The sequence below is a fragment of the Mycobacterium sp. NGS19 genome (assembly GCF_059813155.1).
The window spans coordinates 218,552-236,920 of the sequence record NZ_JCALEB010000003.1 but is presented as its reverse complement, the minus strand read 5'-3'; the positions used below and the strand labels follow the sequence as shown (position 1 = coordinate 236,920).

18 protein-coding genes are annotated in these 18,369 nt (G+C 67.8%); 14 read left to right on the top strand and 4 right to left on the bottom strand.

Going from position 1 to position 18,369, the window contains the following annotated elements; all coding sequences use genetic code 11:
* Positions 1–37: 37 nt before the first annotated feature.
* Positions 38–1,102 (top strand): D-alanine--D-alanine ligase family protein, encoded by a 1,065-nt coding sequence (locus tag AC5Y4N_RS10920; protein ID WP_499908018.1) that lies wholly within the window; start codon positions 38–40, stop codon positions 1,100–1,102.
* A 17-nt stretch (positions 1,103–1,119) separates the two neighbouring features.
* Here AC5Y4N_RS10920 and AC5Y4N_RS10915 read toward each other — a convergent pair whose 3' ends face one another.
* Complete coding sequence (locus tag AC5Y4N_RS10915) at positions 1,120–1,662, bottom strand: DUF3515 domain-containing protein (protein WP_499908019.1); 543 nt, start codon at positions 1,660–1,662, stop codon at positions 1,120–1,122.
* Between the two features lie 140 nt (positions 1,663–1,802).
* On the opposite strand from AC5Y4N_RS10915, the gene AC5Y4N_RS10910 reads away from it, so the two are divergent.
* From AC5Y4N_RS10910 to AC5Y4N_RS10900, 3 genes are read left to right on the top strand one after another with little or no spacing between them, the layout of a single operon-like run.
* A complete protein-coding gene (locus tag AC5Y4N_RS10910; protein WP_499908020.1) occupies positions 1,803–2,753 on the top strand; it encodes a thiamine-phosphate kinase in 951 nt (316 codons plus the stop codon).
* Between the two features lie 45 nt (positions 2,754–2,798).
* On the top strand, positions 2,799–3,089 hold the full coding sequence (locus AC5Y4N_RS10905) for a DUF1330 domain-containing protein (protein ID WP_499908021.1): 291 nt from the start codon (positions 2,799–2,801) through the stop codon (positions 3,087–3,089).
* An 11-nt stretch (positions 3,090–3,100) separates the two neighbouring features.
* Complete coding sequence (locus AC5Y4N_RS10900; RefSeq protein WP_499908022.1) at positions 3,101–3,790, top strand: uracil-DNA glycosylase; 690 nt, start codon at positions 3,101–3,103, stop codon at positions 3,788–3,790.
* 29 nt (positions 3,791–3,819) lie between these two features.
* Here the strand turns inward: AC5Y4N_RS10900 and rpmB are convergent, their stop codons facing one another.
* Positions 3,820–4,014 carry a 50S ribosomal protein L28 gene (gene rpmB, locus AC5Y4N_RS10895; protein WP_499908023.1) on the bottom strand — a complete coding sequence of 65 codons (195 nt, stop codon included), beginning with the start codon at positions 4,012–4,014 and terminating at the stop codon, positions 3,820–3,822.
* A 193-nt stretch (positions 4,015–4,207) separates the two neighbouring features.
* Between rpmB and AC5Y4N_RS10890 the strand changes: the two genes are divergently transcribed.
* The 3 genes from AC5Y4N_RS10890 to AC5Y4N_RS10880 are packed head-to-tail and all read left to right on the top strand — an operon-like array spanning position 4,208 to position 8,786.
* Positions 4,208–5,851, top strand: coding sequence for a DAK2 domain-containing protein (locus AC5Y4N_RS10890; protein ID WP_499908024.1), 1,644 nt, complete (start codon positions 4,208–4,210; stop codon positions 5,849–5,851).
* A 2-nt stretch (positions 5,852–5,853) separates the two neighbouring features.
* Positions 5,854–8,076, top strand: coding sequence for an ATP-dependent DNA helicase RecG (gene recG / locus AC5Y4N_RS10885; RefSeq protein ID WP_499908025.1), 2,223 nt, complete (start codon positions 5,854–5,856; stop codon positions 8,074–8,076).
* Positions 8,073–8,786 carry an HNH endonuclease family protein gene (locus AC5Y4N_RS10880; RefSeq protein ID WP_499908026.1) on the top strand — a complete coding sequence of 238 codons (714 nt, stop codon included), beginning with the start codon at positions 8,073–8,075 and terminating at the stop codon, positions 8,784–8,786. The genes recG and AC5Y4N_RS10880 overlap by 4 nt, the downstream gene beginning before the upstream one ends.
* A 9-nt stretch (positions 8,787–8,795) precedes the next feature.
* On the opposite strand, the gene AC5Y4N_RS10875 is transcribed toward AC5Y4N_RS10880, so the two are convergent.
* Together AC5Y4N_RS10875 and AC5Y4N_RS10870 are read right to left on the bottom strand one after the other, a co-directional pair.
* Positions 8,796–9,620 carry an aldo/keto reductase gene (locus AC5Y4N_RS10875; protein WP_499908027.1) on the bottom strand — a complete coding sequence of 275 codons (825 nt, stop codon included), beginning with the start codon at positions 9,618–9,620 and terminating at the stop codon, positions 8,796–8,798.
* Between the two features lies 1 nt (position 9,621).
* Positions 9,622–10,461, bottom strand: coding sequence for an aldo/keto reductase (locus AC5Y4N_RS10870; protein ID WP_499908028.1), 840 nt, complete (start codon positions 10,459–10,461; stop codon positions 9,622–9,624).
* A gap of 42 nt (positions 10,462–10,503) precedes the next feature.
* On the opposite strand from AC5Y4N_RS10870, the gene AC5Y4N_RS10865 reads away from it, so the two are divergent.
* The 7 genes from AC5Y4N_RS10865 to AC5Y4N_RS10835 all read left to right on the top strand — a co-directional run bounded on the left by AC5Y4N_RS10865 (position 10,504) and on the right by AC5Y4N_RS10835 (position 18,310).
* Positions 10,504–11,631 carry an alpha/beta hydrolase gene (locus AC5Y4N_RS10865; RefSeq protein WP_499908029.1) on the top strand — a complete coding sequence of 376 codons (1,128 nt, stop codon included), beginning with the start codon at positions 10,504–10,506 and terminating at the stop codon, positions 11,629–11,631.
* A gap of 37 nt (positions 11,632–11,668) precedes the next feature.
* A complete protein-coding gene (locus AC5Y4N_RS10860) occupies positions 11,669–12,442 on the top strand; it encodes a DsbA family protein (RefSeq protein ID WP_499908030.1) in 774 nt (257 codons plus the stop codon).
* The gene (locus AC5Y4N_RS10855) at positions 12,439–13,083 is read left to right on the top strand and encodes a vitamin K epoxide reductase family protein (protein ID WP_499908031.1); all 645 of its coding nucleotides are present in this window, start codon (positions 12,439–12,441) and stop codon (positions 13,081–13,083) included. Before AC5Y4N_RS10860 ends, AC5Y4N_RS10855 begins: the two co-directional genes overlap by 4 nt.
* Complete coding sequence (locus AC5Y4N_RS10850) at positions 13,080–16,472, top strand: pyruvate carboxylase (RefSeq protein WP_499908032.1); 3,393 nt, start codon at positions 13,080–13,082, stop codon at positions 16,470–16,472. Before AC5Y4N_RS10855 ends, AC5Y4N_RS10850 begins: the two co-directional genes overlap by 4 nt.
* On the top strand, positions 16,469–17,026 hold the full coding sequence (gene rsmD / locus AC5Y4N_RS10845; protein ID WP_499908085.1) for a 16S rRNA (guanine(966)-N(2))-methyltransferase RsmD: 558 nt from the start codon (positions 16,469–16,471) through the stop codon (positions 17,024–17,026). The genes AC5Y4N_RS10850 and rsmD overlap by 4 nt, the downstream gene beginning before the upstream one ends.
* 146 nt (positions 17,027–17,172) lie before the next feature.
* Positions 17,173–17,652, top strand: coding sequence for a pantetheine-phosphate adenylyltransferase (gene coaD, locus AC5Y4N_RS10840; RefSeq protein WP_499908033.1), 480 nt, complete (start codon positions 17,173–17,175; stop codon positions 17,650–17,652).
* Between the two features lie 91 nt (positions 17,653–17,743).
* Positions 17,744–18,310: a hemerythrin domain-containing protein gene (locus tag AC5Y4N_RS10835; RefSeq protein WP_499908034.1), complete on the top strand. Its 567-nt coding sequence runs from the start codon at positions 17,744–17,746 to the stop codon at positions 18,308–18,310.
* Positions 18,311–18,369 lie beyond the last annotated feature (59 nt).

The following is an 18,369-nucleotide window of genomic DNA, read 5'->3' as shown; positions in this document are numbered from 1 at the left end:
CGGCTGCCGGCCGTGCGACCGGTAGCCTCTCTAGCTTGTGACTGCCAGCAAGGGCCGCCGCGTGCGCGTCGCCGTGATCTACGGCGGACGCAGCAACGAGCATCAAATCTCGTGCGTGTCGGCCGGCAGCATCCTGCGCCACCTCGACCCGGGCAGGTTCGACATCGTGCCGGTCGGTATCACACGTGACGGCACGTGGCTGCTGACCGGCGCGGATCCCGACCGCCTGGTGATCAAGGACCGCCAGCTTCCCGAGGTCACGGCGTCGTCGGGAGTCAAGGTCGCGTTCGGCGAGGCGCTGACGTCCGTCGACGTCGTCTTTCCGGTCCTGCACGGCCCGTACGGGGAGGACGGCACCATCCAAGGGCTGCTGGAGCTGGCCGGTGTGCCCTACGTCGGGGCGGGCGTGTTCGCCAGCGCGGCCGGCATGGACAAGGAATTCACCAAGAAACTGTTGGCCGCCGACGGATTGCCCATCGGCGACTATGCGGTGCTGCGGGCACGGCACAGCTCGTTGACCGAGCAGGACAAGGAGCGGCTGGGTCTGCCTGTGTTCGTCAAACCGGCCCGCGCCGGCTCTTCGCTCGGCGTGAGCCGGGTGACGAGCTGGGACCAACTGCCCGCAGCCATTGCCGAGGCCCGTCGGCACGACCCAAAAGTGTTGGTGGAGAAGGCAATTGTGGGTCGCGAGTTGGAATGCGGCGTGCTCGAGTGGCCGGACGGCACGGTCGGTGCCAGCGCGGTGGGGGAGATCCGCGTTCAGGGGGTACGCGACCGCGAGGACGGCTTCTACGATTTCGTCACCAAATACCTCGACGACGTCGCCGAACTCGACGTCCCCGCGAAGATCGACGACCACGTCGCCGATCAGGTTCGGGTGCTCGCCCGTCGGGCATTCGACGCAATCGACTGCCAGGGTCTGGCTCGTGTCGACTTCTTCCTGACCGAGACGGGGCCGCTGGTCAACGAGCTCAACACGATGCCGGGTTTCACGACGATCTCGATGTATCCGCTGATGTGGGCGGCCGCCGGGGTCGACTATCCGACGCTGTTGTCCGCGATGGTCGACACCGCGCTGGCCCGCGGTGTCGGCTTGCGTTGACTGTCGCTGCGCCCCGTCTACCGCGGCGGCCCTGGACGGATCGGCACGGCGGGCAGTTTGGCGGCAATTACGTCGGACATCTCTTGGATCGGTGTGGCGCCGGTGCCCTCTGGGACGGTGAGGGCGACATAGACGGGGCGATCGACCACGAACCACGTGCTGCGGCCGGTGCCCGGTTCGGCCACCCGGAACCATTGCACGGTGTTGACGGTGTTGATGGTCGCACCGACGACGAAGTCCGCGGGCTGGCCGACCCCGCAGCGCAACAGGATCGGCTCGGCGTCGGATTCCGAACGCCACGCCGCGGTGGCCGGCGGCACGGGGTTGGCCGGGGTGGTCCGCTGGTAGTCGCCGAGTCGCTGGGGCAGCGCGTTCATCAATGTCGCGCATTCGGGACTGTTCGCCTGGGGAACCGGGACGGCGGGAATCAGCAGCGGTCGCGGCTGCGCTGTGCGCGCCTGCCAGACCGCGATCACCAGCACCGCGACCGCGGCTGCCACGGCCACACCGACCGCTGCCAGCAGCCATGCCCGCGGCGGCCCGTCCCTCAGGTGGGCCAACTTAGCGTGAACGCTTCGACCACCCGCGACTCTCCTCTTCGTCGGCCGCATCTGCGCAATACACTGGCCGGTGCCCCGGGCCCGGCAGAGGTCAAAGCTACCGCAGGCAAGGCCGGCGTTCAGCGGATGGAGAGTGCGACGTGAGCGACGATCCGACGCTGGCCGACCTGGGGGAGTTCTCGGTGATCGACCGCCTGCTCGTCGGTCGCGGACAGCTTCCACACACGCTGCTGGGGCCCGGCGACGACGCGGCAGTGCTGGCCGCCCCAGACGGCCGGGTGGTGGTCTCCACCGACATGCTCGTCGAGTCGAGGCACTTTCGTCGCGACTGGTCGAGTCCGCGTGACATCGGCCGAAAAGCGATCGCCCAAAACGCTTCTGACATCGAGGCCATGGGTGCCGCCGTAACCGGGTTCGTGGTGGCGTTCGGCGCGCCGGCCCACACGTCGGCAGCTGCGGTCGCTGAGCTCGCCGACGGCATGAGGGAGGAAGCCCGCCGCGTCGGAGCCGGCATTGTGGGCGGCGATCTCGTGAGCGCCCCGCAGTGGGTGGTGTCCGTGACCGTGCTCGGCGATCTTCGCGGCCGCCCGCCGGTGACCCGCAGTGGCGCGGCGGCCGGTTCGGTGGTCGGGGTGTGCGGCGAGCTGGGCCGTTCGGCCGCAGGATTTGCGTTGTGCGAGTTGAACTTTCCCGGCTTTCACGAGTTGCGGCGCCGGCATCTGGTGCCCCAGCCGCCCTACGGTCAAGGCCTGGTTGCGGCAAAAGCCGGCGCCTCGGCGATGACCGACGTATCAGACGGGCTCGTCGCCGATCTGCGTCACGTCGCACATGCGTCCGGAGTCGGCATCGAGTTGTCGACGACTGCGCTGGCATCCGACTACGACGCGCTACTGGAGGCCGCCCAGGTGGTCGGCGCCGATGTGTGGTCGTGGGTGCTCGGCGGCGGGGAGGACCACGCATTGGTCGCGGTGTTCGACGGCCGTGTCCCGGACGGATGGCGGGTGATCGGCACCGTGGTCGACGGGCCGCCCCGGGTTCTGGTCGACGGTGCCGATTGGCGCGGACACGCGGGCTGGCAATCGTTTCAATAGCCATCGGGAGCCATCGGGAGCCATCGGGCCGTCTACCGTGACGCCGTGACCGTGTTCGCCATTGCTGCACTGAAGATCACCGATCGCACCGCCTACGACCGGTATCAAGCAAGGTTCATGGAGGTCTTCCGCCGTCATCCTGGAACCCTGCTGGCTGCCGACGAGTCGCCGCGTCTGGTCGAGGGCACCGCGGACTGCGACAAGGTGGTGCTGATGTCGTTCCCCGACGAGACGGACTTCCGGGCATGGGCCGAATCGCCGGAATACGTCGAGATCTCGCAGGATCGCCACGCTGGCGCCGACACGGTGGTCCTTCTGGTAAAAGGGCTGGCGTAACTTTGACGGCCGTGACGGCACGCCCGCTGAAGGAACTCGTCGACGAGGGCTGGGCGCAGGCGCTCGAGCCGGTGGCGGATCAAGTGGCGGCGATGGGCGAGTTCCTGCGCGCTGAGCTGGCGGCCGGTCGACGTTACCTGCCCGCTGGGCGAAATGTGTTGCGGGCCTTTACTTTTCCCTTCGAAAAGGTCCGTGTACTGATCGTCGGGCAGGATCCGTATCCGACGCCTGGGCATGCTGTCGGCTTGAGCTTCTCCGTGGCTGCGGAGGTCCGACCGCTACCGCGCAGTCTGGAGAACATCTTCGCCGAGTACAGCGCCGATCTGGGCTATCCGGCGCCGTCGAACGGCGATTTGACGCCGTGGGCCGAGCGCGGAGTGTTGCTGCTGAACAGGGTGCTGACGGTGCGGCCGGGAAACCCGGCATCGCATCGCGGCAAGGGTTGGGAAGTGGTCACCGAATGCGCGATCCGGGCGCTGGCGGCGCGCCCGCAGCCGCTGGTGGCGATCTTGTGGGGTCGAGACGCGGCGACACTGAAGCCGATGCTGGCCGAAGGTGGATCCCGGGTGGCGACCATCGACTCGGCCCATCCGTCGCCGCTGTCGGCGCATCGAGGATTTCTGGGCTCGCGACCGTTCAGCCGAGCGAACGCCCTGTTGGCCGAACTGGGCGGCGAACCCGTGGACTGGCGACTGCCGTGAGCGTCAGGCGCAGACGACTGTTGTAAGCGTCAGCCGCGGACGACCTTGCCGGCCTTCAGACAGGACGTGCACACGTTCAGCCGCTGCTTGTTGCCACCGGGGCGGTCAACGGCGCGCACGGTCTGGATGTTGGGATTCCAGCGACGGCTGGTCCGGCGGTGCGAGTGCGACACCGACTTGCCGAAGCCCGGACGCTTCCCGCAGATATCGCAGACGGCAGCCATAGCAGAAACTCCATTCGGATCGTTACGTCTGTGTCGTCGCGCTGGCCAGCAACTGCAGAGCAGGTGACGTCGACAACCGCACCAGGATACCGGCCACCCCGATGATCACCAAAAACGCGGCAGGCGCAACCGTCGCGGGCCTGTCGGCCCGACTGGCTAGGCTCGCAACGAGTGCGCCGCGCGAGGAGGTGTGATGTCGGGTCGGCGGTTGGATGCATCCGGCCTGCTCGACTGGGCACACGCGGCGGTCGGCGGTCTGGTGGTGCACGCCGAGGAGATCAACCGGCTCAACGTGTTCCCGGTCGCGGATGCCGACACCGGGACGAACATGCTGTTCACCATGCGTGCCGCGCTGGCTGAAGCCGAGCGGCACGCGAAGAGGTCCGGCGACGTGAGCCAGGTTGCGGCGGCCTTGGCCCGCGGCGCACTGCATGGCGCCCGCGGCAACTCGGGGGTCATCCTGTCCCAGATCCTGCGGGCACTGGCCGACGTCACGGCGTCTGCGGCGGCCGACACGGAAAATCAGCTCGCGGACGTCAGCCCGGCGCTCTTCGGCGCGGTCCTGCGCCACGCCGTCGTGCTGGTCGTCGGATCGATGGGCGAGGAGGTGCAGGGCACCATCGTTTCGGTGCTGCAGGCGGCTGCTGCCCGGGCCGAACACTGCGCCGCCGACGGCGACGACCTGCCCGGCACTGTGCTCGCCGCGGCGGATGCGGCCGTCGTCGCGCTCGAGAAGACCCCTGAACAGCTCGGCGTGCTCGCCCAGTGCGGAGTCGTGGACGCCGGCGGGCGCGGGCTGCTGGTGCTGCTCGATGCGTTGGCCGCGGTGCTCACCGGGCAGACGCCGTCTCGCGGCGAGTACGTTCCGTCGCCGCCGGCAGAGCGGGCCACCGTGGAACCGAATGCCGACGCGCGCCCGCCTCACTACGAGGTGATGTATCACATCGACGCCAGCGCCGAGCGAATCGACGGGCTGCGCAAACGGCTGGAACAGCTGGGTGATTCGGTGGCCATCGCGGGCGACGGGGGCGACCGCTACTCGGTGCACCTCCACGCCGACGACGCTGGGGCGGCGGTCGAGGCCGGGCTTGCGGTCGGCACGCCGCGTGAGATCCAGATCTCCACGCTGCGCGGGGGCGCCGCGCCCAGCCGGTGGGTGCGGCGTCGGGCGGTGCTCGCGGTCGTCGACGGTGACGGTGCCGCGCAGCTGTTCGCCGACGAAGGCGCCCACGTGCTTCGGTGCGCCGACGACAAGAAGGACCCGTCGGCGTCGATCAGCGCCACCGAGCTGCTGCGCGCGGTCGTCGACACCGGCGCCGGCCAGATCATGGTGCTGCCCAACGGTTTCGTCGCCGCCGAGGAACTTGTCGCCGGCTGCACCGCGGCCACCGGCTGGGGTCTCGACGTGGTCCCGTTGCCCACGGCGTCGATGGTGCAGGGACTGGCCGCGCTCGCCGTGCACGAACCGGGCCGCGCCGCCGTCGACGACGGGTATGCGATGGCGCAGGCCGCTGCGGCCACTCGCTACGCATCGGTGCGCGTCGCCACCGAAGAGGCGCTCACGTTCGCCGGGCCGTGCGAACCCGGTGACGGGCTCGGCATCGCCGGCGACGAGGTGCTGGTGGTGCGCCACGACATCGCGTCGACGGCCCGCCGGCTGCTCGACCTTCTGCTTGGCACGGGCGGTGAGCTGGTGACGGTGCTGATCGGGGCGGATGTCGACGACTGCGTGGGCGCCGACCTCCAAGCGCACGTGCATCGTCATCACCCCGGCACGGAGTTGGTGACCTATCACACCGGTCACCGCGGGGATGCGCTGCTGATCGGGGTCGAGTAGCGATGGCCACGCTCGACGACCGGCTCGACTACGTCCTCGGCCGCAACACCGCCAGAAAGCTCGAAGAACACTTCGGAATGCGAACGGTCAACGACTTGCTCCGGCACTACCCCCGCAAGTACAGCGAGGGAATGTCGGTGCGCGGCGAGGACGACGAATTCGACCTGGAAGAAGGCGAACACGTCACGTTCGTCGACGAGATCACCGAAACGAAGTCGGACTGGATGAAACCGAAGCCGGGCAAGCGCAGGCGCAAGTGGTTGCAAGTGACGCTGGGGACACATCGGCCGAGGGTCACCGCCACGTTCTTCAACGCGGACTGGATGCTCGACAAGCTGGTCAAAGGCACCCGGGTCATGCTGTCCGGTGAGGTCGAACACTACCGGGGCACAATGAAATTGAGCCATCCGGCGTTCTTGGTGCTCAGCTCGCCTACGGGAAAGACCGCCGGAACCAAGTCACTGAAAACCATCGCCGATGCCGCGAGGGCCACCGGTGAGGAGCAGCTGCTCGCGGCGTTCGAGCGGGAATTCTTCCCCATCTACCCGGCCAACGCCAAAGTGCAGAGCTGGGATATCTACGCCTGCGTGCGCCAAGTGCTCGACGTGCTGGACCCGATCGAGGAACCGTTGCCCGAAGACGTTGTGCGCCAACGCCTTCTGATGTCAGAAGACCAGGCGTTGCGGGCCATCCACCTGGCCACCAACTCGGTGGAACGGGACCGTGCCGCCGAGCGGCTCACCTTCGACGAGGCGGTCGGGCTGCAGTGGGCTCTGGTGGCCCGGCGACACGGCGAACGCAGCGACAGCGGGCCACCGGCACCACGAAGGGACGACGGACTGGTCGCGGCGATGCTGGGGCAGTTGCCGTTCGAATTGACTCAGGGCCAGCGCGACGTGCTCGACGTGCTGTCCGCCGAATTGGCCGGCAGCCGACCGATGAACAGGATGCTGCAAGGGGAAGTCGGCTCCGGCAAGACCGTCGTCTCGGTGCTGGCCATGCTGCAGATGGTCGACGCCGGATATCAATGCGCGATGCTGGCACCCACGGAAGTGCTTGCGGCTCAGCACGCCCGCTCGATCCGCGACATCCTCGGCCCGTTGGCGATGGCGGGTCAACTCGGCGGCGCGGACGACGGCACCCGGGTGGCGCTGCTGACCGGATCCATGTCGCCGCAGCAGAAGCGGCAGGTGCGTGAGGAGGTCGCGTCCGGTCAGGCCGGCATCGTGATCGGAACCCACGCGCTGCTGCAGGACGCTGTCGAGTTCAAAAGCCTCGGCATGGTCGTCGTCGACGAGCAACACCGGTTCGGGGTCGAGCAACGGGATCGCCTGCGCGCCAAGGCTCCCGAGGGCCTGACCCCGCATCTGTTGGTGATGACCGCCACGCCCATTCCGCGCACGGTCGCGCTGACCGTCTACGGCGACCTCGAGATGTCGACACTGCGCGAGTTGCCGCGCGGACGCCAACCCACCACCACCACCACGATCTTCGTCAACGACAAGCCGAAGTGGCTCGACCGCGCGTGGCAGCGCATCACCGAAGAAGTCAGGGCCGGGCGGCAGGCCTACGTGGTGGCGTCGCGCATCGACGAGAGCGACAACCCCAGCACCGGGGGACCGCCGGCGACCACGGTCCTCGAGCTGTACACGTCTTTGCGGCGCGGGGCTCTGTCTGGTCTGCGGCTGGGCCTGATGCACGGCCGGCTGTCGGCTGACGAGAAGGACGCCGTGATGGCCGGTTTCCGCAACGGACAGATCGACGTACTGGTGTGCACCACGGTGATCGAGGTGGGCGTCGACGTCCCCAACGCGACGGTGATGTTGGTGATGGACGCCGACCGGTTCGGGATCAGCCAACTGCATCAACTGCGCGGCCGCATCGGCCGCGGCCGGCATCCGAGCCTGTGTCTGCTCGCCACCCGGCTCCCGGAGGGATCCTCGGCCGGGCGCCGACTAAAGGCTGTCGCCGGCACGCTGGACGGCTTCGAGCTCGCCGACCTCGACCTGGAGGAGCGCCGCGAAGGAGATGTGCTGGGCCACAGCCAATCCGGGCGTCCCATCACGCTGAGGTTTCTGTCGCTGTCGAAACACCGGGAGATCATCGAAGCCGCCCGGGCAATGTGTGAGTCGCTTTATCCAGAGCACCCGCACCATCGTGGAATGGCAATGCTCGCAGCGCAATTCATCGAATCCGACCGCGTCGAATTCCTGGACAAGGCATGAGCCGACGCACCTGGGCGCTGTTGGCCGCCGCCGTGATGGTCGCCCTTTTCGTCGCCTTGCAGGCCGGCACCACCGCATGGCGGCATCGCTCCGAGGCGTTCACCGCCCAGGCGGACGTGCCCACCGTCGCCCCCGGCACCGACGTGCTCGCCGGCATCGCGATCATCCCAATTCGGGTGCGCAGCAACGACTATCGCCGTGCGGCGTTCGGCGAGAATTGGACCGACGACAACGACGCGCCGCTGGGTCACAACGGCTGCGACACCCGCAACGACATCCTGGACCGCGACCTCGTCGACAAGACCTACGTTTCGATCAAGCGCTGCCCGCACGCGGTGGCCACCGGCATGCTTCACGACCCGTACACCAATGCCACGGTTGCATTCGTGCGCGGCGAGCAGACCGGCGCGGCGGTGCAGATCGACCACATCGTGCCTTTGGCGCTGGCATGGGATCTGGGCGCTCGGGCATGGTCCGACGACATGCGGGTGCGGTTCGCCAACGACCCCGCGAACCTGATCGCGGTCGCCGGGCAGGCGAACCAGGACAAGGGGGACCAGGCACCGTCCACCTGGATGCCGCCCAACAAGGCGTTCTGGTGCCAGTATTCGGTGCAGTTCGTGAACGTGCTGCGCGGCTACGGGCTGCCGATCGACGAGTCGTCGGCCGGCGTTTTGCGAGAGGGCGCGAGCACCTGTCCGACGGGTTGACCTGGTTGCTCAGGTGCCGGTGTAGGTGGCGGGGTCGGGGCGGAACCGGGTGCCGTCGTGGAGCGCGTTGATGGAGTCCATCTGCTCGTCGGTCAGCTCGAAGTCGAAGACGTCGATGTTCTCTTTGATCCGCTCCGGGTTGCCCGACCGCGGGATCACGACGTTGCCGAGCTGAATGCTCCAGCGGATCGCCACTTGCGCGGGCGTCTTCCCGTGCGCCTGCGCGATCGACACCAGCGTCGGGTTGTCCAGCAGCTTGCCCACCCCCAGCGGGCTGTAAGCCTCGGTGACGATGCCGCGATCGGCGTGCAGCGCGCGCAGCTCCGCCTGGTTGAGCAGCGGGTGCAGCTCGATCTGGTTGACCGCCGGGTGGGTGTAGGTGATGTCGGCGATCGAGGTCAGCTGCTCCTCGAGGAAGTTGCAGACGCCGATCGAGCGCACCTTGCCTTCCTGCTGCAGAATCTGCATAGCGCCGTAGGTGTCCAGGTACGTGCCCAATTGCGCTGCGGGCCAATGGATCAGGTAGAGGTCGATGTAGTCCAGGCCCAGTCGCTCGAGACTTGCGGCGCAGGCCTCTTTGGTGCTGCCGTAGCCCTGGTCTTGGGTGGCGACCTTGGTGGTGACGATCACCTCTTCGCGCGGGATGCCGGACGCCGCGATCGCGCGGCCGACGGCGGCCTCGTTGCCGTACGCCGACGCGGTGTCGATCAGCCGGTAGCCGGCCTCCAAGGCCGCGTTGACCGCCCGCTCGGTGTCGTCTTCCGACAGCTCTGCCACGCCGAGGCCGACAACCGGAATGACGTTGTCGTCGTTGAGGGTGATGGTCGGCGTCATCTCACCTGCCCGTGGAGTTGAAGGTGCGTGGATCGGGACCTAGCCGGGTGCCGTTGTCGAGCGAGGAGATCGAGGTGACGTCTTCCTCACTCAATTCGAAGTCGAACACGTCGAAGTTGCTCGCAATCCGCTCAGGGTTCACCGACTTGGGGATGACGATGTTACCGATCTGCAAATGCCAGCGGATGATCGCCTGCGCGGGAGTCTTGCCGTACCGCTCGGCGATCTCGGTGACGGTGGGATGCTCGAGCAGCCGGCCCCGGCCGAGCGGGCTCCACGCCTCCGTCGCGATTCCCAGCTGCGCGTGCACTTCACGCAGCTCCACCTGCGTCAACAGCGGATGCAGCTCGATCTGGTTGACGACCGGCACGATGCCGGTGGCGTCGATCAACGTGCTCAGATGTTCCGGCGCGAAATTGGAGACGCCGATCGAGCGGATCCGGCCGAGGTCGCGCAGCGCGGCGAACGCCCGCCAGGTGTCGACGAACCGGCCGATCGCCGGCACCGGCCAGTGGATCAGGTACAGGTCCAGATAGCCGCCCTCCAAGCCGAGCAGCTTCATGCTCTTCTCGAAGGCTTTCATCGTCCGGTCGTATCCCTGGTCGGAATTCCACAGCTTCGTGACGACGAAGATCTCCTCGCGCGGGATGCCGGACTTGGCGACCGCGCGGCCGACTTCGCGCTCGTTGCCGTACATCGACGCCGTGTCGATGTGCCGGTAGCCGGCCTCGAGCGCAGCACGGACCGCCTTTTCCGTCTCCTTCGGTGGTGTCTTGAACACGCCGAGACCCACGCTGGGAATGGCGTTGCCGTCATTGAGCGTGATCAGCGGAGCAGTCATTCCGACCAGTCTGCCAGCGCAACCTCGAAGCGATTACCGTCCATGGATGTGACCGACACCCCAACGCGTTCCACATCGCACGGTTCGCCATCGGCAAGAAACCACCACCGCCTCACCCAGGCCCGCGTCGCGGCGGCGCTCTTCGCCAACAAGGTCGGCGCAGGTGTGCTGCCCGCGATTCCCGACGCCGCGAAACGGTTGATGGCGCGGGCCGTCACGATCGACGGCAACACCCTCGACCCGACCCTGCAGTTGGCCCTGGTGTCGCTGAAGCTCTCCGGGGAAGAAGGCCTGACCGCGCGCGACGACGTGGCTTACTCCCGCGAGCGGGTGCGCCGCACCACCCACGCCATCGACCGTAACCCGGTTCCGCTCGCCTCGGTCACCGAGCTGTCTGTTCCCGGACCCGCCGGCCCGATCCCGGCCCGGCACTACCGCCCTGACAGCGGCGGCGCCAATCCGCTGCTGCTCTATTTCCACGGCGGCGGCTGGGTGCTCGGCGATCTGGACACCCACGACAACGTGTGCCGCTTGATCTGCCGGGACGCCGGCATCGACGTGCTGTCGGTGGCGTACCGCCTCGCACCCGAGCATCCGGCGCCCGCCGGACTCGAGGACGCCTATGCCGCCTACCGGTGGGCGGTGCAGCACGGCCACGAGCTCGGCACCCGGCGCGGAGTCGTGGCCGTCGGCGGCGACAGTGCCGGCGGCAACCTCGCGGCCGTGATCGCGCGGTGGGGGCGTAACGACGGCGTGCCGCCGGCGCTGCAGCTGCTGCTGTATCCGGTGACCGATTTGCGGGGCGGCACCCGCTCGCGGGCGTTGTTCGCCAACGGGTTCTTTCTGACGGCACACGACATGAAGTGGTGTGGGCAGCAGTACCTCGACGGATCGGGACTGGACGTCACCGACCCGCGGGTGTCGCCGCTGCTTGCCGACGACCTCGCCGGCCTGCCGCCGGCGATCGTGATCACCGCGGGCTTCGACCCGCTGCGCGACGAAGGCGAGGCCTACGTCGAGCGCCTGCGAGAAGCCGGGGTGACGGTCGACTGCCGGCGGATGTCCTCGCTGATCCACGCGTTCTGCAACTTCTGGCCGCTGGGCGGCGGGAGTCAGCTGGCGATGGCCGAGATCACCTCGGCGTTGCGAGCGCACCTGACCCACGTTTGAGCAGGACGCGCTGAGGGCCGCCGGTAGTCTGAGCGCTGTGGCGAACAAATCCAAGCGCTATGACCTGAAGGCGGCCGACCGCAAGCGTGAACTGTTGGTGCGCGGCGGGCTCACCGCGCTGGTCATCATTTTCGCGGTCGCTCTGGTCGGCTGGATCATGCTGCACAAGAAGGACAACGGCCCGGCCGCCGCGCACAGCGGACGGGCGATCACGGTTGCCGCACAAGACAGGCTCGTGAAAAACGACGCCGGCCAGGCCAAGGCCGTGCTGTCCATCTACGAGGACTTCCTGTGCCCCGCCTGCGGCGGTTTCGAAGAGCAGTTCGGCCCCACGGTCAGCCAGCTGATCGACAGCGGTGCCATCCAGGTCGACTACCGGATGGTGGCGATCCTCGACAACAGGCCGGGCAGCAACAACTATTCGTCACGCGCCGGCGCGGCGGCTTACTGCGTGGCCGACGAGTCGATCCCCGCGTTCCGCAAGTTCCACTCGATGCTGTATCAACGCGGCGTCCAGCCCGACGAGGTCGCCGGTCCGTTCCACGACAACGCCTGGTTGATCGAGCAGGCCCAGCAAGCCGGCGCCAGCCCCAAGGTTGCTGACTGCATCAACAGCGGCAAGTACCTCGACGTGGTGAAGGGCATGGCCAAAGACGCCAAGATCACCGGCACCCCCACGATCCTGCTGAACGGCAAGGAATTCCCGATCACCCGCACCACCACGCCGCAGACGCTGACCGATCAGGTCAAAGGCATTCTCGGGGCCCTGCCGCCGGCGCCGCCACCGGCGAGCCCCGCCCCGGCGCAATGACCGTCGCCGCGCCCGACCAGTCCCCGTCGGCCGACAACGCGGTGGACCAGGCGCCCAGTCGTGCTGGGGTGGGCATCGCTCGCGCCAGCGCCTGGTACGTGCTGATCGCCGGGGTGATCGGGCTGGCGGCGTCGTTCACGCTGACGGTCGAGCGGATCGAGCTACTGAAGAACCCGTCGTACCGCCCGTCGTGCAGCATCAACCCGGTGTTGTCCTGCGGGTCGGTGATGGTGACGCCGCAGGCCGCGCTCTTCGGTTTCCCCAATCCGCTTCTGGGCATCGTCGCGTTCACCGTCGTGGTGGTCACCGGCGTGCTCGCGGTCGGTCGGGTGGGCCTGCCGCGCTGGTATTGGCTCGGGCTCGCGGCTGGCACGCTGCTGGGGGCGGTGTTCGTGCACTGGCTGATCTTCCAGAGCCTGTACCGGATCAACGCCCTGTGCCCGTACTGCATGGTGGTGTGGGCGGTGACCATCCCGCTGCTGGTCGTCGTCTCGTCGGTGGCGCTGGCGCCGCTGGGCCGGCACGCCGCCGGCCGCCTGCTCTACACATGGCGCTGGCCGCTGGTCGCCCTGTGGGTTACCGCGGTGATTCTGCTGATCGTCGTGCAGTTCTGGGATTACTGGTCGACGCTGATCTCGTGATCCAGAAGGTTCTTGTCGCCAATCGAGGCGAAATCGCGATCCGCGCGTTCCGCGCCGCCTATGAACTCGGCATCGCCACCGTCGCGGTGTATCCATACGAGGACCGCAACTCTGTGCACCGGCTCAAGGCCGACGAGTCGTATCAGATCGGTGAGGTGGGCCATCCGGTGCGGGCGTATCTCTCGGTCGACGAGATCGTCGGCACCGCGCTGCGTGCCGGAGCCGACGCCGTCTACCCCGGTTACGGCTTCTTGTCGGAGAACCCAGAGCTGGCCGCAGCCTGCGTCGACGCCGGCATCACCTTCATCGGACCCAACGCGGACATCCTCGAGCTGACCGGCAACAAGTCCCGCGCGATCGAGGCCGCGCGCGCCGCAGGTCTTCCGGTGCTGACGTCCTCGGCGCCGTCGACGTCGGTGGACGAGCTGGTGGCCGCCGCACGGAACATGGAGTTTCCGCTGTTCGTCAAGGCGGTCTCCGGTGGCGGTGGCCGCGGCATGCGGCGGGTGACCGATCCAGAAGCGCTACCCGAGGCGATCGAAGCCGCCAGCCGGGAAGCCGAGTCGGCCTTCGGCGACCCGGCCGTGTACCTGGAACAGGCGGTGATCAACCCGCGTCACATCGAGGTGCAGATCCTCGCCGACACGCAGGGCAACGTCATCCACCTGTTCGAGCGGGACTGCAGCGTGCAGCGTCGCCACCAAAAGGTCATCGAGCTCGCTCCGGCGCCGAACCTGCCCGACGAGCTGCGTGCGCGGATCTGCGCCGACGCGGTGGCGTTCGCGCGTCACATCGATTACGCCTATGCGGGCACGGTCGAGTTCCTGCTCGACGAGCGCGGACATTACGTGTTCATCGAAATGAATCCGCGCATCCAGGTGGAGCACACGGTCACCGAGGAGATCACCGACGTCGACCTGGTGGGCAGCCAGATGCGCATCGCCGACGGGGAGTCACTCGAAGACCTTGGGCTGCACCAGGATTCGATTCGCATCCGCGGCGCTGCGATGCAGTGCCGCATCACCACCGAGGATCCGGCCAACGGCTTTCGTCCCGACACCGGCCGCATCACCGGCTATCGCTCCACCGGCGGTGCCGGCGTCCGGCTCGACGGCGCCACCAATCTGGGCGCCGAGGTCAACGCGCACTTCGACTCCATGCTGGTCAAACTCACCTGCCGCGGACGCGACTTCTCCACGGCGGTCGCCCGTGCGCGCCGCGCGCTCGCCGAATTCCGCATCCGCGGGGTGGCGACGAACATCCCGTTTCTGCTTGCGGTGGTGGCGGATTCCGATTTCCGCGCCGGACGAGTCACCACCTCGTTCATCGAAGAGCGGCCATGGCTGCTGACCGCGCGGACTCCGGCCGACCGCGGCACCAAGATCCTCAACTACCTCGCCGACGTCACTGTCAACCAGCCACACGGTCCGCGGCCGTCGACGGTGTATCCGCATGACAAGTTGCCGTCGGTCGATCTGTCGGTGCCGCCACCGCAGGGGTCCAAGCAACGGTTGACGGCACTGGGCCCGGAAGGGTTCGCCCGGTGGCTGAAAGAGTCTGTGCCCGTGGGGCTTACCGAGACGACGTTTCGCGACGCGCACCAATCGCTGTTGGCCACCCGGTTGCGCACGAACGGCTTGCTGATGGTGGCGCCGTACGTCGCCCGGATGACCCCGCAGCTGCTGTCCATCGAATGCTGGGGCGGTGCGACATACGATGTGGCGCTTCGTTTTCTGAAGGAAGACCCGTGGGAACGGCTGGCGGCGCTGCGCGAAGCGGTTCCCAACATCTGCCTGCAGATGTTGCTGCGCGGTCGCAACACCGTCGGCTACACGCCGTATCCCGAATCCGTCACCCACGCCTTCGTCGAGGAGGCGACCGCCACCGGCATCGACATCTACCGCATCTTCGACGCGCTCAACAACGTCGAGTCGATGCGGCCCGCGATCGATGCGGTCCGCGAAACCGGTACGGCCGTCGCCGAAGTCGCGATGAGCTACACCGGTGACCTGTCCGACCCCGGCGAAACGCTCTACACCCTGGACTACTACCTGAAGCTGGCGGAGCAGATCGTGGACGCCGGTGCACACATCCTCGCGATCAAAGACATGGCGGGGCTGCTGCGGCCCCAAGCGGCGACGGCGTTGGTGAGCGCGCTGCGCAGCCGCTTCGACCTGCCGGTGCACGTCCACACCCACGACACACCGGGCGGCCAACTCGCCACCTACCTGGCGGCCATCCACGCCGGGGCAAGCGCGGTTGACGGCGCCGCCGCGCCGCTGGCCGGCACCACCAGCCAGCCTGCGCTGTCGGCGATCGTCGCCGCCACCGCACACACCGAGTACGACAGCGGGCTGTCGCTGTCGGCGGTGTGCGACCTGGAGCCCTACTGGGAGGCGCTGCGAAAGGTCTACGCGCCGTTCGATGTCGCAGCGTCCGGACCCGTATTCCCCACGGGCCGGGTGTACCGCCACGAAATTCCCGGCGGTCAGCTGTCCAACCTTCGTCAGCAGGCCATCGCGCTGGGCTTCGGCGACCGCTTCGAAGAGATCGAGGCCAATTACGCTGCGGCAGATCGGATTCTGGGTCGGCTGGTCAAGGTGACCCCGTCGTCGAAAGTGGTCGGCGACCTGGCGCTGGCGCTGCTGGGGGCGGGCATCACCGCCGACGAGTTCGCTGCCGACCCTTCGCGCCTGGACATCCCCGACTCGGTGGTCGGGTTCTTCCGCGGCGAGCTCGGCGATCCGCCCGGCGGCTGGCCCGAGCCGCTGCGGACCAAGGCGCTCGCCGACCGCGCGCCCGCCAAGCCGCAGCAGGACCTGACCGCCGACGACGAGAACGCGTTGAAAAGCCCTGGGCCGCAACGTCAAGCAACACTCAACCGATTGCTGTTCCCCGGTCCGACGAAGGATTTCGAGGAGCACCGCGAACTGTACGGCGACACGTCGCGGCTGTCGGCCAACCAGTTCTTCTACGGCCTCCGCCACGGCGAGGAACACCGCGTGCAGCTGGAACGCGGCGTCGAGCTGCTGATCGGGCTGGAGGCGATCTCCGACCCCGACGAGCGCGGCATGCGCACCGTGATGTGCATCCTCAACGGCCAGCTGCGGCCGGTGCTGGTGCGCGACCGCAGCGTCGCCACGGCCGTGCCGGCCGCCGAGAAAGCCGACCGGACCAACCCCGACCACATCGCCGCGCCGTTCGCGGGCGTCGTGACGGTGGCGGTCAGCGAAGGCGACGAGGTGACGGCGGGCCAGACCGTCGCCACCATCGAGGCCATGAAAATGGAAGCGGCCATCACCGCGTCCAAGGCGGGATCGGTGAGCCGGATTGCCGTGTCCCAGACCGCACAGGTGGAGGGCGGCGATCTGCTGATGGTGATCAGCTGACCCGCATCATCGCCGGGCGCGCCGGCGGACGCCGGATCGCGGTCCCGCCGAGAGGCACCCGGCCCACCAGTGACCGGGTCCGCGAGGCGCTGTTCAACGTGCTGGCCGCCAGACTGGACTTCGAGGACATCGCGGTGCTCGATCTGTACGCCGGTTCGGGCGCGCTGGGGCTGGAGGCGCTGTCACGCGGCGCGGCGCGCGCGACGTTCGTGGAGGCCAACGCGCGCACCGCGGCCGTGATCGAACGCAACGCCAGCACGCTCGAATTGCCGGGGGCGACGGTGATCGCGCGGCCGGTGGCGGCGGTGCTCGGCGCCGGCGCATCGCAACCTGCGGATCTGGTCTTCGCCGACCCGCCCTATGACATGGGGTCCGGCGACGTCACGGCAATGCTGACCGCGCTGAGCCTGGGCGGGTGGACCGCCGACGGGACCGTCGTCGTGGTGGAGCGTCGGGCGTCGTCGCCGCCGCTGGTGTGGCCGGACGGCTGGACGGTGTGGCTACAGCGCCGCTACGGCGACACCCGGCTGGAGTTCGCCGCCGCTTCCCCCTAGTCCGCGGCGCGAGCGCGCGCGTCTGCACGCCGACACGGGCGCGAGCGCGCGCGTCTGCACGCCGACACGCCGGGCTCTGCTGTACCGGAGCGCACCCTCGTCACGGTGCGAGCATGCACATCGCGCGGCTGCTAGCGTCGTCACCCATGAGTGGCGCGGTCTGCCCCGGGTCTTTCGACCCGGTGACACTCGGACATATCGACGTCTTCGAGCGCGCGGCCGCGCAATTCGACGAGGTGATCGTCGCGGTGCTGACGAATCCGAAGAAGAGCGGAATGTTCAACGTCGACGAACGCATTGCGATGATCGAGGAGGCTTGCGCCCATTTGCGCAACCTGCGCGTGGAATCCGGGCAGGGTCTCGTCGTCGACTTCGTCAAGGCGCGCGGGTTCACCGCGATCGTCAAGGGACTGCGCACCGGCACCGACTTCGAATACGAGCTGCAGATGGCTCAGATGAACAAGCACATCGCAGGCGTCGACACGTTCTTCGTCGCCACCACCCCGCGGTACTCTTTCGTGTCGTCATCGCTGGCCAAAGAGGTTGCATCGATGGGTGGGGACGTCTCCGACCTGTTGCCCGAGGCGGTCAACAAGCGGTTGCAAGCCAAGCTGCAGGCCAGCTGAAGGATTAGCCCACTGCCACGACGGGTAGCCCGGAGTTGGCGCACAGCCCATTCGCGCCCAATCCAAGTCGTATCTCCGGAGGTTTGTTGCCGTGGTTGAAACGTTCGTCCAGTCGACCGATGACGTGGTGAAGTTCCTTAAGGGACAACACAATCTGATCAAGGACCTGTTCGAGGAAGTCTTCTCGGCGTCCAGCGACGAGGCCCGAGAGAAGGCGTTCGTCGAACTGCGTCAGCTGCTCGCGGTACACGAGACCGCAGAAGAGATGGTGGTGCATCCGCGGGCCCGCGGCGAGCTCGGGAACGGCGACGAGATCGTCGACGCTCGGTTGAAGGAAGAGCACGACGCCAAGGAGCAGCTGTCCAAGCTCGAAAAGATGGACATCGGTTCCAAGGAGTTCATCGACGAGCTCAAGAAGTTCCAGCAGGCGGTCGTCGAGCACGCCGAGCTCGAGGAACTCGAGGAGTTCGACAAGCTGCAGCGCAAGCTCGACGGTGACGACCTCAAGCGGATGGCCACGGCGGTGCGGGCCGCCGAAGCGATCGCACCCACCCGGCCACACCCCGGCGTCGAGTCGGCCAAGCTGAACTTCGCTGCCGGGCCGTTCGCGTCGATGCTCGACCGCGCCCGCGACGCGATCGCAGCCGCGCTACGGTAGCCGACACACCCCTCCAGCCTTCCTAGTCACAGGCGTAACACCAGGCACACTGGTCTCAA

Bases quoted from the DNA above. Each gene is read 5' to 3' on its own strand.
- AC5Y4N_RS10880 (WP_499908026.1), top strand. From the start codon at position 8,073: ATGAGCCGACGCACCTGGGCGCTGTTGGCCGCCGCCGTGATGGTCGCC.
- coaD (WP_499908033.1), top strand. From the start codon at position 17,173: ATGAGTGGCGCGGTCTGCCCCGGGTCTTTCGACCCGGTGACACTCGGA.
- AC5Y4N_RS10875 (WP_499908027.1), bottom strand. From the start codon at position 9,620: ATGACGCCGACCATCACCCTCAACGACGACAACGTCATTCCGGTTGTC.
- rpmB (WP_499908023.1), bottom strand. From the start codon at position 4,014: ATGGCTGCCGTCTGCGATATCTGCGGGAAGCGTCCGGGCTTCGGCAAG.
- recG (WP_499908025.1), top strand. From the start codon at position 5,854: ATGGCCACGCTCGACGACCGGCTCGACTACGTCCTCGGCCGCAACACC.
- AC5Y4N_RS10870 (WP_499908028.1), bottom strand. From the start codon at position 10,461: ATGACTGCTCCGCTGATCACGCTCAATGACGGCAACGCCATTCCCAGC.
- AC5Y4N_RS10890 (WP_499908024.1), top strand. From the start codon at position 4,208: ATGTCGGGTCGGCGGTTGGATGCATCCGGCCTGCTCGACTGGGCACAC.
- AC5Y4N_RS10865 (WP_499908029.1), top strand. From the start codon at position 10,504: ATGGATGTGACCGACACCCCAACGCGTTCCACATCGCACGGTTCGCCA.
- AC5Y4N_RS10855 (WP_499908031.1), top strand. From the start codon at position 12,439: ATGACCGTCGCCGCGCCCGACCAGTCCCCGTCGGCCGACAACGCGGTG.